This window comes from Sphingobacterium sp. UME9 (assembly GCF_014170215.1).
Classification (GTDB): Bacteria; Bacteroidota; Bacteroidia; order Sphingobacteriales; family Sphingobacteriaceae; genus Sphingobacterium; species Sphingobacterium paramultivorum.
The window spans coordinates 156,390-170,406 of sequence record NZ_LZZP01000014.1 but is presented as its reverse complement, the minus strand read 5'-3'; the positions used below and the strand labels follow the sequence as shown (position 1 = coordinate 170,406).

Sequence of the window (14,017 nt, the reverse complement as noted above, 5' to 3'; positions counted from 1 at the left end):
TTATACCTTTTAAAATCTATTCTAATTTAATTTCTCAACCATAAACCTGAATGAACAGGCATTAAGCGCTCTTAAATAACTCCATGCAGCGAACCTCCCTTTGCAGCAAGCTGATCCACACGTCTTTCCACCGCTTCATCTTTAATCAAAGCCGGGGCATGGTGGGGTTTTGTTCGCGCATCAATAATCAGAGGACCTTCACAACCCCAATGTTTAAATGCTGTAAAACTATTTATTCCATAAATATCATACGCAGGGTTACTCCGGGTAAACGTTGTCCAAACAAAGTTATTGACAGTAGCAGCGGTAAAATTGGCGTCATCGCATAAAACGATCAATGGAAAACCTTCCCAGGAGCTTGCAGCGGCAGCGCGGCACCATTCCGCCATAATTTCCGATTCATGCTCGTATGTGGAGAATGCCTGTCCATCTATCGCAATAACACCAGGTATGACAAATTTTGCCTGATTGAAAGGTCGTGGCAGCTCAAAATTGGCTGGCAATTCACGGCCCAATGTTCTTTTCTTTGTACCAGCGGCAGCAAAAACCACCTTTGAACCGGCATTTAATCCATCTCCAGAATAATCTAAGGTATCAATAGTCGTATTGGTCTGAAAATGAACATCTCGAGTAAGGTCTATGCGTTCAAGGATATGCCCCAAAAAAGCCGGAATATCATAAATATCCAATTGCGGATTATCTTCATGTGCTGAAATAAACAAATATTTAGCAAGGCTGAGCTGATTTTTACCCAGTATCTGATTGGCTATTGTTAAAATTTCCTGCGGTCGATCGACACGCTGATAAGGCGTATATCGTTCAGACCCTATTGCAAAAAGCAAGGGATGTACACCAGCGGCATCAACAGCATTAACTGCATGGAGACCTGAAATCTCCTTTGGAATAGCCGCACCCGTAATTTCATGGATTAAAGCACCAAAGCTAGTATCTTCCTGCGGCGGTCGTCCCACAACTGTAAAAGACCAAATTGGATTTTTCTTGTGGTACACATTATGCACCTTCATCAAAGGAAACGGATGAGTTAAGCTATAATAGCCGATATGGTCCCCAAAAGGACCTTCTGGTTTATTTTCGTTGGGATAAACGGTACCTGTAATAACAAAGTCCGCATCCGCAGAGATACAAAAGCCTTCATTATCATAAAAATAGCGAAATCTTCTATTTCCCAATGCCCCGGCAAAGATCATCTCAGAGAGTCCTTCCGGCAGCGGCATTACTGCAGACAAGGGATGGGCTGGAGGTCCGCCGACAAAAATACTCACCTTTAGAGGTTTACCGAGCGCATTTGCCTTAGTTTGATGAATCCCGATACCACGATGCAATTGATAATGTAAACCAATCTCCTGATCGGGCAGATAATCATTCCCGGAAAGCTGAATCCGGTACATCCCCAAATTGGCCTGCATAATACCAGGTTTGGCAACATCTTCGGTATACACCTGCGGCATCGTCACAAAAGCGCCTCCGTCCATTGGCCAGTTGACAATCTGCGGAAGTTTACTAATTGATGTTTTTCCGTGAAGTATGGGAGCCCCCGACTTCTTTTTCCAGGGTAAAGCTCCTAGGGCGGTCATCGATGAACCAATATATTGAAAGGGATTTTTCAGCACTGCGGCAGGATTCATCTTAACATCCACCAATTTTTTCAGGTGATCCAACGAATCCCGAAACATAAACTTCGAACGATCCAGCGTTCCAAATAAATTAGACACAGCGGGAAACTCCGAACCTTTGATATTTTCAAAATACAATGCCGGTCCTTCAACATCAAATACCCGCATATGAATTGCAGCCATCTCCAGATACGGATCGACCTCTTCTTTGATCCGGATTAAATGGCCATGTTTTTCAAGATCCGCAACACATGCTTCTAAACTATTGTATCCCATATATTAAATCTGCTTCAACACGTTAATCCACAAATTTAACAGAATAATTTATTAAACAGGATATAAAGAAAAAACCTTTAGCGATCTTCGATCTGCCTCTCCTACCATCGGTATAACAACCTCAACCATTACCTAGGTATCCATGCAGACATAGGATTTCAAAGGAGTAAATTCAAATGCCTGTACCCGCTGCCAAGTTGAATTATCTACATTTTTCTCATAATAAAGTACTCTTCTAAATTCGTCGATATCTTCTTTATTGATATCATTCAACCTTGTCAGCAAGAGTTTAGCAAAGAATTTATTGACGCTTATTTCTCTCTTTTGACTCTCGGAAGTGCACTTGAGGAAATGGTAAAATAAGCCCCTAAATGTCATTTCTTCATTGCCGCCGAGGTAAATAACTTCTGATATAAAATTATTTTCCCAAGGCATTTCCCGTAGCCAGCGGTATACATCGAGCAAAGGCAGCGGCCGAAACTTCAGTGAAGCCACCCAGTTCCAATAAAATATGGTCTGCCGTTTGGCAAGTTTCGCAAATATCCGGTTTAAAACACTCTCTTTCCCGATCACGCTACTTTTAATCACAATGGTATATTGGACACGTAAGTTCTCCAGCAGGTCACGTACAGGCTCCAAGAAATGTTCATCCATTAGCCTTGCGACATAAATGACACGATTATTTCCGGCACGTTTACAAATTTCCACGAAATTGCGCAGACCAAGCAATTCAAGCTGAAGCTGTATATCATTATCAAGTGAAGGCACCTGCGTAAAATAAATCCCAAAATTGAGATCACTAATTTGAAAACGCTCGAAAGCTTCCCCTTTCCGCAGCAGATCCAATTCAAAAAGCTTTGCCGTCACCTTTTCCTTCACTATTTTATTAAAAAGGGATAAGTTGCGCACTAATCCCGTCACATCAAAATCGCTGGATTGCAAATAACAGGATGCCCGTCGTCCCAAATAGGTATTTAGCCCGCTGATTAAAACCTTTTTCATTCGAATTCTCTATTTTTATGGCAATGAAACCACCACGATTTAATGATTCGTTCTCACAATCGTGAGCCATTAAATAGGATCGTTTCTTCCTAGTACGCTGTATTTATGTATTACCCTTTCAATCTCTTAAACGAACAAAATCCCTAGGATGGTTTCATTGGTGATGCAGCTATCTTTTCCATGTTTTTCTTACGCTTTTAATATGTTACTCCGATCGTCTCAAGAGCAACGGCAATGACCTACAAATATCATAATTCTTTGATTTTAGAACAGAGAAACATCAAATAAGTTTAACACTATTTTTATTTTTTCCTAACCAAAATGGAGTAAACCATCCAAACAAGTACCGTCATTGTCCTTTTTTTGTCAATTCGCGCATAAATACTTTCAAGAACACAATATCCTTATATATTTGTAAATCTTCTGAAAATAGGCTGCACTAAAAAGTATTTATCTTCACCTCTATGGACAAAAGGGCTACAATGATCTGGTTTAGAAATGATTTAAGACTTCATGACAATGAAGTATTTTATCAAGCTTCTGAAAAAAGTTCATTTATCATCCCGGTATACTGTTTTGATCCCCGATATTTCGACCGCAATCAATTTGGCACCTTAAATACCGGTGTTTTACGGGCGGCTTTTGTCATCGAAGCCGTGACCGCTTTAAAAGAAAAATTAAAGAGCCATGGTAGCGATTTATTGACTTATATTGGCAAGCCTGAAGATATTATTCCAAGAATAGCACAAAAATACCAAGTCAACGAAGTTTATCATCACCGCGAAGTGGCACTTCGGGAAACTTCTATATCGGAAAAAGTAGAAAGTGAGCTTTGGAGCAGTAAAATAAATTTGCGTCATTTCATTGGCCATACCCTTTACCACAAGGAAGACCTTCCTTTCCCTATTAAAGATATACCCAATGGTTTTTCTATTTTCAAGAAAAAAGTTGAGCGGGAAAGTCTAGTTCGACAACCAATCCCATTTCCGACCAATTTCCTTACCCCTCCCCATCTCGAGGACACCAAAATTCCGTCATTAAAAGATTTAGGCTATTCAGAGGAGGAGATCAAATCTGTTGATGACATCTATATTCTCGGTGGCGAAGACACGGCGCTTAGTATTATGCATGCGATATTGTCAACCTATCCGGAAACGGACCAGGACCCCTTGATTCTAGGGCCTTTTATAGCTTCAGGTGCCTTGTCACCTATTTTACTCTATAACAATATCAAAAAACTTGGTGAAGGTAAGAAGGACAAACGATTTGAAAAGATTGTCGACATTCTTCTCTGGCGCGATTATTTTAGGTTTATGCTTAAAAAATATCCAAATATATTTTTTAAGCCACAGGGCACTAAAAACAGCTCCCATCAGAATCATCCGAACTTAGAGGGGAATGAAGAATTATTTGAAAAATGGAAATCGGGCCATACAGAACACGATTTTATAAACAGTGTGATGGTCCAGTTACAGAAGACCGGCTATATCCCTTATCAGGCACGCTTAATCGCAGCCAGCTATTTAGTTCATGAGTATCAGGTACACTGGCTTCGTGGCGCCTCCTGGTATGAAGAGCATCTATTAGATTATTCTCCAGCAACTGTTTACGGACAGTGGTCTCATATTGCCGGAGTTGGGACAAGTGAAAAAGACAATAAAGCACTGGATTGGCAAAAATTGATCAAAACTCATTTCCCAAATGGACTTCCAAAACTGGAGGAAATACTGGTTAAATAAATCTTCGGCAGAAATAAATAATTCCAATAGAAAATAAATTTGTAGTACGCTAGAAGCCCTTTTTAAATCATGCTAAAAATGTTAAGAATTGGATAGATTTATTGATTAAATTATTCAATTTCAGTATTAGAAACTCTTTTTTTATTCATAACTTTGACAAATTTCATAGTTTTAATTGTAAATGGACAATCTGACATATTTGAGTAATGCTGATTCGGCTTATGTCGATGGCTTATATCAATCGTACAAGCAAGATCCCCAATCGGTAGATTTCGGATGGCAAAAATTCTTTGAAGGTTTTGATTTCGGTCAAAATGCTGGTGGAACAACAAGTTCAGTAGGTGAAGCTACTCCTGAGCACGTATTGAAAGAAATCAATGTGCTGAACATGATCAATGGCTACCGTGACCGTGGCCACCTATTCACACACACTAACCCCGTTCGTGAGAGACGTAAATACTATCCTGGCAAGGAATTAGAAACGTTTGGTCTTGCTGAAGCAGACATGAACACCGTTTTTAATGCAGGTGTTGAAGTCGGTTTAGGTCCAGCGACATTAAAAGACATCCGTCAATTGGTGGAGGATACTTACTGCCGTTCTATTGGTGCAGAATTCAAATATATCCGTAACCCAGAAAAAATTAAATGGTTACAGGACCGTATGGAAGCGGACCGTAACATGCCAAAATTCTCTTTGGACACAAAAAAGAGAATTTTAAACAAATTAAACCACGCCGTTGTATTCGAAAACTTTTTAGGTACTAAATTTTTAGGTCAAAAACGTTTCTCATTGGAAGGTGCGGAAAGTTTAATTCCAGCATTAGATTCTGTGATTGAAAAAGGTGCAGAAATCGGTATCCAGGAATTTGTTATCGGTATGGCTCACCGTGGCCGTCTGAATGTATTGACTAATATCATGGGTAAATCTTACAAATCAGTATTCTCTGAATTTGAAGGTAAGACTTATGCCGATGATCCTGAAGTAAACTTTGGTGGTGACGTAAAATACCACTTGGGCTTTTCATCTGAGGTTAAAACAAACGATGGCAAATCTGTCCACTTAAGTTTGGCACCGAACCCTTCGCATTTGGAAACTGTAGATCCAATCGTTGAAGGTATGGTTCGTTCTAAGATCGATTTCAAATACGAAGGTGACTCTTCTAAAATTGCACCGATCATCATTCATGGTGATGCGGCAATTGCTGGACAAGGTGTAGTCTACGAAGTAACCCAAATGTCCAAACTCGATGGTTATAAAACTGGCGGTACAGTGCATATTGTCATCAACAACCAGATTGGATTTACAACAAACTACAAGGATGCACGTTCTGGAACATACTGTACAGACGTTGCAAAAATCACTTCTTCACCCGTGTTCCATGTGAACGGTGATGACGCTGAAGCGGTAGTTTATGCGATTAATTTAGCTGTTGAATACCGTCAAAAATATAAAACAGACGTATTTATCGATCTGTTATGTTATAGAAGATTTGGACACAATGAGGCAGATGAACCAAAATTCACGCAACCATTGTTGTATAAAATCATCGAGAAACATCCGAACCCGAAAGAAGTTTATGCTAAAAAATTAATTACTGAAGGAAGTATTGACGAGGCGTATTCTAAAAATATCGAGAAGGAATTTAAAGCTGAATTGCAAACTAAATTTGAGGAATCTAAAACAGTTGAGGTATTGACTGAAGAGATTCCGATGTTTAAAGGAGCATGGGAAGGATTGCGTCCCGCTAAAAAAGGTGAAGTATTAACAACTTCGGATAAAACGAAAGTTGCAAAAGATCTATTCTTAAAATTAGCGAAAGAAATCACAACCTTACCTTCCGACAAAAAATTCTTCCGTAAGATTACACGTTTGTTTGAAGATCGTGCCAAAATGATCACTGCTGATTCATACGATTGGGCAATGGGCGAATTGATGGCTTACGCGACATTATTGGATCAAGGTAACCGTGTACGTATCTCGGGTCAAGATGTACAACGTGGTACTTTCTCACACCGTCATGCGGTATTGACGCTTGAAGATTCGGAAGAGAAATATGTTCCTTTAGCTAATATTAAAGGTGGCGATAAATTCTCTATCTACAATTCGTTACTTTCAGAATATGCTGTTTTGGGATTTGAATATGGTTATGCATCTTCTAATCCAAATTCGTTGACAATTTGGGAAGCTCAATTCGGAGATTTCTACAACGGTGCTCAAATCATCGTCGATCAATATTTATCGAGTGCAGAGACAAAATGGAAACGTTCTAACGGTTTAGTTATGATGCTTCCTCATGGTATGGAAGGTCAGGGTCCTGAACACTCTTCAGCACGTATCGAAAGATTCTTAGAGTTATGTGCGGATGAGAATATGATCTTAGCAAACTGTACTACTCCGGCTAACTATTTCCACTTGTTGCGTCGTCAACTGGTACGTGAGTTCCGTAAACCATTGGTTGTATTTACGCCAAAATCATTGTTGCGCCACCCTAAAGTGGTATCACCGTTGAAAGATTTTACAGAAACTGCTTTCCAAGAGGTAATCGATGATGCAAATGTTGCGGCGAAAGATGTTAAACGCGTGTTGTTCTGTTCCGGTAAAGTTTACTACGACTTATTAGAAAAACAAGAAGCGGACAAACGCAAAGATATCGCTATCGTGAGATTGGAGCAATTATTCCCAATTCCTACAGAGCAATTGAAAGCAATCCGTAAAAAATACAACAAGGCAAAAGAATTTGTTTGGGTTCAGGAAGAAAATGAGAACATGGGAGCATGGTCTTACTACTGCCGTAAACTAATGGGTACTGAGATTGCATTTACAGGTTTTGTTGCCCGTAAAGAAAGTGGTAGTACAGCTACGGGTTACATGAAACAACACGTTGCACAACAAGCAGCGATCTTAAATAAATCATTCGAATAAAAACAATTTAAAATCAATTGCGTCTTAATCTATAGGACGCAATTGTCAATAAAGAACATTATATATGAGCTTAGAAATTAAAGTACCAACCGTAGGTGAATCAATCACGGAGGTAACCTTATCACAATGGTTGAAACAAGATGGCGATTATGTGGAGATGGATGAAAACATCGCCGAACTGGAATCAGACAAAGCAACGTTTGAATTACCAGCTGAAAAAGCGGGTATCTTAAGAATCATTGCACAAGAAGGTGATACTTTAGAAATCGGTGCTGTTGTTTGTACAATTGAAGAAGGCGCTGCTCCTGCCGGTGGTTCAGCTCCAGCTGCTGCCCCTGCTGCAGAAGCATCAAACGCAGCTCCAGTTGCGGCTGCCGCTGCAAAAGATGAAGATCCAGATAGCTATGCTGCTGGTACAGCTTCTCCTGCTGCTGCAAAAATCTTAAGAGAAAAAGGAATTGATCCTTCTACAATAAAAGGAACAGGTAAAGAAGGTCGCATCACAAAAGAAGATGCCGAAAAAGCTCAACCTGTTGCTAAAGCTGCTGCACCGGCAGCAAAACCTGCCGCTGCTCCTGCTGCGACAGTTGCTCCGGTAGCGGGTTCTAGAAACGAACGTCGTGAGAAATTATCTTCATTACGTAAAACGATCGCAAAACGCTTAGTTGCCGTTAAAAACGAAACGGCTATGTTGACAACATTCAATGAAGTCAATATGCAGCCGATCATGGATCTTCGTGCTAAATATAAAGATACCTTTAAAGAGAAATTTGGAATCGGTCTTGGCTTCATGTCATTCTTTACAAAAGCTGTAACCACGGCATTAGCTGAATGGCCTGCTGTGAATGCACGTATCGAAGATAACGAGATTGTCTATTCTGATTTCGCAGATATTTCAATCGCGGTTTCTGCCCCTAAAGGTTTAGTTGTTCCAATTATCCGTAATGCTGATGCAATGTCATTGGAACAAATCGAAAAAGCAATCGCTGCACTTGCCGTTAAAGCGCGTGACAACAAATTAACGATTGACGAGATGACTGGTGGTACATTTACAATTACCAACGGTGGTGTATTCGGATCAATGATGTCTACACCAATCATCAACGCTCCACAATCTGCAATCCTGGGTATGCACAACATCATCCAACGTCCTATTGCTGAAAATGGCCAAGTGGTGATCCGTCCAATGATGTATATTGCACTTTCTTATGATCACCGCATCATCGATGGTCGTGAATCAGTAAGCTTCTTGGTTCGTGTAAAACAATTATTGGAAGATCCAGCTCGTTTATTGTTGGGTGTTTAAACCTCAATAAAATTGGAAAAATAAAAACAAAAAGACCTATGCTTTGCGGCATGGGTCTTTTTCTTTCTAAAAATGGCTCCTATTATAGGCCAGAAAGAACCGTCAGTTCGTTTTCATTGCTGTTGGTACCTGCTAATCATGAAGGTTTTATTTACATCGGAATGAAACAATATACTTAACGAATATGAATCGGAGATAGACGAATATAAATCACCTTTTTAATTTCTCCCTTTTAATTTTTACTTTCATCTTGTTAAAGATCAAGCATATCCTAATATACAACTGCCCCAATCATGTAAAGGTCGGCATACAAATATGGAACTTGATATTAAGCAGACAATATCAAGCAAATGAAGTATAAAATTCTACTAACAACCGTATATCTATTACTCACTGTAATGACATTGTTTGCCAACATGGCAAATCCAATGAGCCCCCATAGCATAACAGGACAGCTTGTTCCTGCCGCAAAGTTGAAAGTCACCAATGAGCGTATTGACATTCGTCTTTTGGCAGACACTTCCGATTATAATTCGGACTATCGCAGTCACTTCAGCATTGTCTATAACATCCATGCAGAAGAGGCTATCGAATTGCCACTGGTATTTCTCGCTTTAAATATGGACGGATTGGATCGCATCCTCGTCAATCAGAACGAAATTGCAGGAAAAAAAATGGATCAACCCGATTCAAAATTCCCCTTTTTACGTTTAAAGGATGGCTATTATGAAATCAGCTATGACAGCGATGAATGGAAGCGTATTTCGCTGAATGATGCATTTCATTTTACCGCTAAGCTTCACAAAGGTGATAACAGTATTCAGGTTCAATACAGCGCTTATATGGGCTATGACCGACGTGATATCCGGACGAGATACAAAATTGACTACCTCTTATTCCCTTCCAGATACTGGTCGTCCTTTGGCCCGATTGAACTGTCTCTGCACCTCGACGGGAAGATGGATGTACTTACACAAGATCTGGGAACCGCTAAATTACAGACAGATTCCATTGTTCACTGGAGAATTGATCAGGTAGAAAGGAAAGAAAGTTTTCATATCGAAGTCGGCCTGAAAACCTCCTTGTTAGCAAAAGCAATTCTTTGGGTACATCCCGAGCTGCTCGCCCTGATCGGGTCAATATGCCTGCTATACCTGCATATCCGCTGTATTTATCTAAAATACAAAACTGGCCAATACCGCTATGCACTCCTACTTGGGAATCTAATCATTCCAAGCTCTTTCTACTTTTTTATTTGGTTTTGGTCCAGTGTGGCCAACTATCTTGTCAATGGAGTCTTTGATGAAAAGTCCCGCGGTTTTATCCTCTTGGTCATCTTCACCTTACCCCTGATCTACCTCGTCTACGATTTGGTTTTGTTTATTATCGATAGAAGCATTCGCGCTAGATTAAACAGGTAGAAAACCGGCTGTTATTTTTTATAGGTCAGCTTGTTTTCAATCATACGGTTGTTATACTGCTGGATAAATGCTTTCATCTTGGTCTCCATCGTATCCAATACCGCTGGATGTTGTTTTAACAGATCCTGTTTCATCAAGCGGTCCTTCTTAAGATCATAAAATGATGTCACTTTCAGTCCATCATAAGACATCATATAATCTTTATAGTAGAGATTATAGCTTCCTGAGTTATTATTAAGCACAAAATTATCCTTACCCGGTTTGAAGGCATCTGAACCAAATGCAAAATAAGGCTCATCATAGTGCAGATAATTCAAAATAGTAGGCATAATATCTATTTGCTGTACCAGTTTATCCGCTTTGCCAACTAGATTATCACCGGGTGCATAAAATATAATAGGGATCTGGAAGCCCCCTGCTGCCGTTTGATATTCCGGCAGGTAGCTTACAGTAGCATGGTCTGCACAGATAACAAATACAGTATTCTTGTACCAGGGCATTTTCGATGCTGTTGCAAAAAATTCGCGTAGCGCATTATCGGTATATCCAATGGGTTCCTGTACGGGCAAAGGTCCTTTAGGAAATTTCCCCTGATACTTTTCAGGTACCTTAAATGGGTGATGCGAAGATAAAGAGAAGAAACTAGCGAAAAATGGCTGATGAAACGTATTGATCTTCTTTGCTACAAATTGCAAAAATGGTTCATCCCAGATTCCCCATATACCATCAAAATCAGCGTCATTGTTATATTCGTTTTTACCAAAATAATGCTGGATACCCGCCAGTTTCATATAAGCGGAGAAGCCCATGCTGCCATTGGGTGCTCCGTGAAAAAAGGCGGTCTCATATCCCTTTTTCCCTAAAAGCTTCGCTAAGCTTGTGGTTTCATTTCCAGAATATATCGAAAGCACAAAAGGCTCACCTATGGAAGGAATGCCCGTAATGACTGATGGTAAAGCATCAATTGATTTACGGCCATTGGCATAGGTATCTGTAAATGTGTAAGCATTGCGGATTAATGAATCCAAAAAAGGCGTATAACCTTTGTATTTTCCACCTTGGATATCTTTATTCAATTCACCAAAATGTTCTTTTGCAAAACTCTCCAAAATCAGAACAACGACATTTTTCTTCGCAAAGGGCTTGTCTGATTGCGGCACATGAATAGGATTGTATAACTGTTCAAGCTCCGTTTCGGAATAATAATGAACGGGTTTAAGATTGACAGCCTTTAAAGTTTTCAATATACTGAATGGCGTATTCAGCACAATATTCATTTCTTCCGGTGTCTCCACATAATCACCCGCATTGCTCAATGTAATGGGACGGGTACTATGGGCCCAACCGCCACGCACACCACCAATGAAAAGGAAGGCCGTCAATAAAAACAAAGGCAATTGGATCAAAAATGACTTCCAGCTATATTTCGTAGTCCTTTCAATTTGAATAAGTTTATACGATTTAATCAAACCATACACAACCAGTACCAACAGTATGATGAGATACCAATAATCCAAACAGAAATCAAAAGCCAGCTTCATCAGGTTGGATTCATTGGAAAATTGATCAATTACTGTTCCTGTCGTCCTTTTTAGGGTAAATGGATAGTAGGCAAAATCAATCAGATTTAACGCTATACCAATTGAATTGGTCACGACAAAGATCCATTTTGCAACTTTTTGATAGATTTTATTCGATTTAAACGGACCTGGAACAGTCAGCATCACAATATAAAGAATATTAAAATACAGTAGGGCTACAATGTCGAATCGTACACCACCAGCAAACATCACCAAGAGCTTACCTGCATCGACATGAGGAAATAAGGAAGCATTGACGCCATAAAACCCCAATCGCAATAACGCATAGATGACCAAAAGAAAGATAAAACGAATTGCGACAGCAAAATAAGGTGCAAATACTCCTCTTAATTTCATAGCTCTAATATTTTAAAAATTCACGATATACGTCTTGATAGTACGCTTTGCCGATATTCAATAAGCTGTCTGTTTTGCCAGCAGGATATTCTTTATTGGATCTATAATTAATAATCCGTCCTACATTATCGAAAGAAACCGCCTGTTGTGGGGTAATCACACCAAAGGCATCCTTCGAATTGTAAAATGCAATTTGAGGTGTCGTCGGATTAAAAAGATCCCGGCTCCAATGATAACGATCTGTAGGGAGCTTCAATTGTGTCAATAAAGTTGCCGCCAAATCCGTTTGGTTACCGATTCTATTGAATATTTTCCCACGATATTCAGGTTTGATCACATCACCGAAAAAGATCAGCGGAATATGAAAGCGATTGGGGTGAAATAGCTCCCATTTTTCTGAAGGAAGGCGATGGCCATGATCAGCCACAATTACGAAAAGGGTATTTTTATACCAAGCTTCTTTTTTAGCTTTGTTGATAAAATCAAAAACAGCTGAATCCGTATAGTTTGCCGTACTTCGGAATTTATCCGCATTGGTAGCATTGCCAAATTTATAGCCGTGTTTTAACTCAAATGGTTCGTGATTAATTAAGGTAAAGATCGTCGAAAAGAAAGGTTGTTTTTCTTTTTTAAAATCCTTGATCATCTGATTAAAGACCACATGGTCATATACACCCCATGAGGCACGTTCTGCATCCAATCCAAAATTGGCATTATCCACCACCCTAGACATCCCATGCGTCAGCATATACGATTTAAAATTGTAAAACTCGCTCTGACCGCCGTGATAAAATGATGTTTCGTAACCAGCATGATCCAACTCCTGTCCAATGGCAGGCATATTTTCATGTTTGTCAATATACTTGATAATACTCTCGGGTCCTTGTGCCGGAAAGCCGCTCAACACCGCTACCATACCTTTGTCGGATCGATCGGCGGCAGAATAAATATGGTCAAACAAAATACCGCCTTTAATCAACTCTTCCATGTGTGGCGTAATTCCCTTTTCCCCGCCAAGAGACTGAATGAGATCGCCGACAAAACTTTCCAACATGATAATAACAACATTCGGACGAGTCGTTGACAATACCTCAACAGCAGAATCAGGTTGGCTTTGAAAGGCGGGTCGTAGCTTGTCCTGAATATCCTTCTGATCCGCGTAATAATTATAGGGGTTTTTCAGTTTGGTACTTTCGGCAAAGAAATCCCGTAAAAAAGACCATTGGGTATTAACCGCTGCATGATTATAAAATGTTTCCTCGGAATAATAGGCTTTACTAGGGTTTAATGTTGCTCTCCCATAACCACCGCGGATAAAGGTGAAGAGTACAAAAACTCCGATCGCCAGTTTGAAAAAATTGCTAACAGGAGATTTGATATTGAAAAAAGAGACTTTTTTAAACATCCAGCGGTACAGAAAATAACCACAGAATATACCGATCAACATCCCAACGATGGGGAGAAACACCGGCGTGGACTCAGCCGAAGCTACAGCACCCGAAGGTGAGGCAAAAAATGCATCGATGGCACGTTTAGAAATTTTGTCACCCCATTCCCGGTAGATGTTAACATTGATAAAGCTTGTCACAAAGAACAATACCAGGACAATAATGGTATAGATATCCAGGATCAGTCGTTTGGGTTTCAGTTTTGGAAAAAAACTTAACATGCAATACACAAGAAACGGCAGCGCACATATATAGGAAACAGCCGAAAAATCCAGGTTCAAACCGTGGTAATAAATTCTGAAAATTTCCGTAAAATTGGAAAAACCTATTT

At 39.8% G+C, this 14,017-nt stretch carries 8 protein-coding genes; 4 read left to right on the top strand and 4 right to left on the bottom strand.

What is annotated here, in order from left to right; genetic code table 11:
- Positions 1-71: 71 nt before the first annotated feature.
- Both A9970_RS27510 and A9970_RS27505 read right to left on the bottom strand, forming a co-directional pair.
- The gene (locus A9970_RS27510) at positions 72-1,910 is read right to left on the bottom strand and encodes a UbiD family decarboxylase (protein ID WP_182984411.1); all 1,839 of its coding nucleotides are present in this window, start codon (positions 1,908-1,910) and stop codon (positions 72-74) included.
- A 132-nt stretch (positions 1,911-2,042) separates the two neighbouring features.
- Positions 2,043-2,912, bottom strand: coding sequence for an NAD(P)-dependent oxidoreductase (locus A9970_RS27505; protein WP_182984410.1), 870 nt, complete (start codon positions 2,910-2,912; stop codon positions 2,043-2,045).
- A 482-nt stretch (positions 2,913-3,394) separates the two neighbouring features.
- On the opposite strand from A9970_RS27505, the gene A9970_RS27500 reads away from it, so the two are divergent.
- The 4 genes from A9970_RS27500 (at position 3,395) to A9970_RS27485 (ending at position 10,301) form a co-directional block, all read left to right on the top strand.
- Positions 3,395-4,651 carry a deoxyribodipyrimidine photo-lyase gene (locus tag A9970_RS27500; RefSeq protein ID WP_259655500.1) on the top strand — a complete coding sequence of 419 codons (1,257 nt, stop codon included), beginning with the start codon at positions 3,395-3,397 and terminating at the stop codon, positions 4,649-4,651.
- 181 nt (positions 4,652-4,832) lie between these two features.
- Positions 4,833-7,574 carry a 2-oxoglutarate dehydrogenase E1 component gene (locus A9970_RS27495; RefSeq protein WP_182984408.1) on the top strand — a complete coding sequence of 914 codons (2,742 nt, stop codon included), beginning with the start codon at positions 4,833-4,835 and terminating at the stop codon, positions 7,572-7,574.
- A 64-nt stretch (positions 7,575-7,638) separates the two neighbouring features.
- Complete coding sequence (gene odhB / locus A9970_RS27490) at positions 7,639-8,880, top strand: 2-oxoglutarate dehydrogenase complex dihydrolipoyllysine-residue succinyltransferase (protein WP_070562935.1); 1,242 nt, start codon at positions 7,639-7,641, stop codon at positions 8,878-8,880.
- A gap of 350 nt (positions 8,881-9,230) precedes the next feature.
- Entirely contained in the window at positions 9,231-10,301 is a 1,071-nt protein-coding gene (locus A9970_RS27485; protein ID WP_182984407.1) for a hypothetical protein, read from the top strand.
- An 11-nt stretch (positions 10,302-10,312) separates the two neighbouring features.
- Here the strand turns inward: A9970_RS27485 and A9970_RS27480 are convergent, their stop codons facing one another.
- Together A9970_RS27480 and A9970_RS27475 are read right to left on the bottom strand one after the other, a co-directional pair.
- Positions 10,313-12,238: an LTA synthase family protein gene (locus tag A9970_RS27480; protein WP_182984406.1), complete on the bottom strand. Its 1,926-nt coding sequence runs from the start codon at positions 12,236-12,238 to the stop codon at positions 10,313-10,315.
- A 4-nt stretch (positions 12,239-12,242) separates the two neighbouring features.
- Entirely contained in the window at positions 12,243-13,907 is a 1,665-nt protein-coding gene (locus A9970_RS27475) for an LTA synthase family protein (RefSeq protein ID WP_227550232.1), read from the bottom strand.
- Positions 13,908-14,017: the final 110 nt, after the last annotated feature.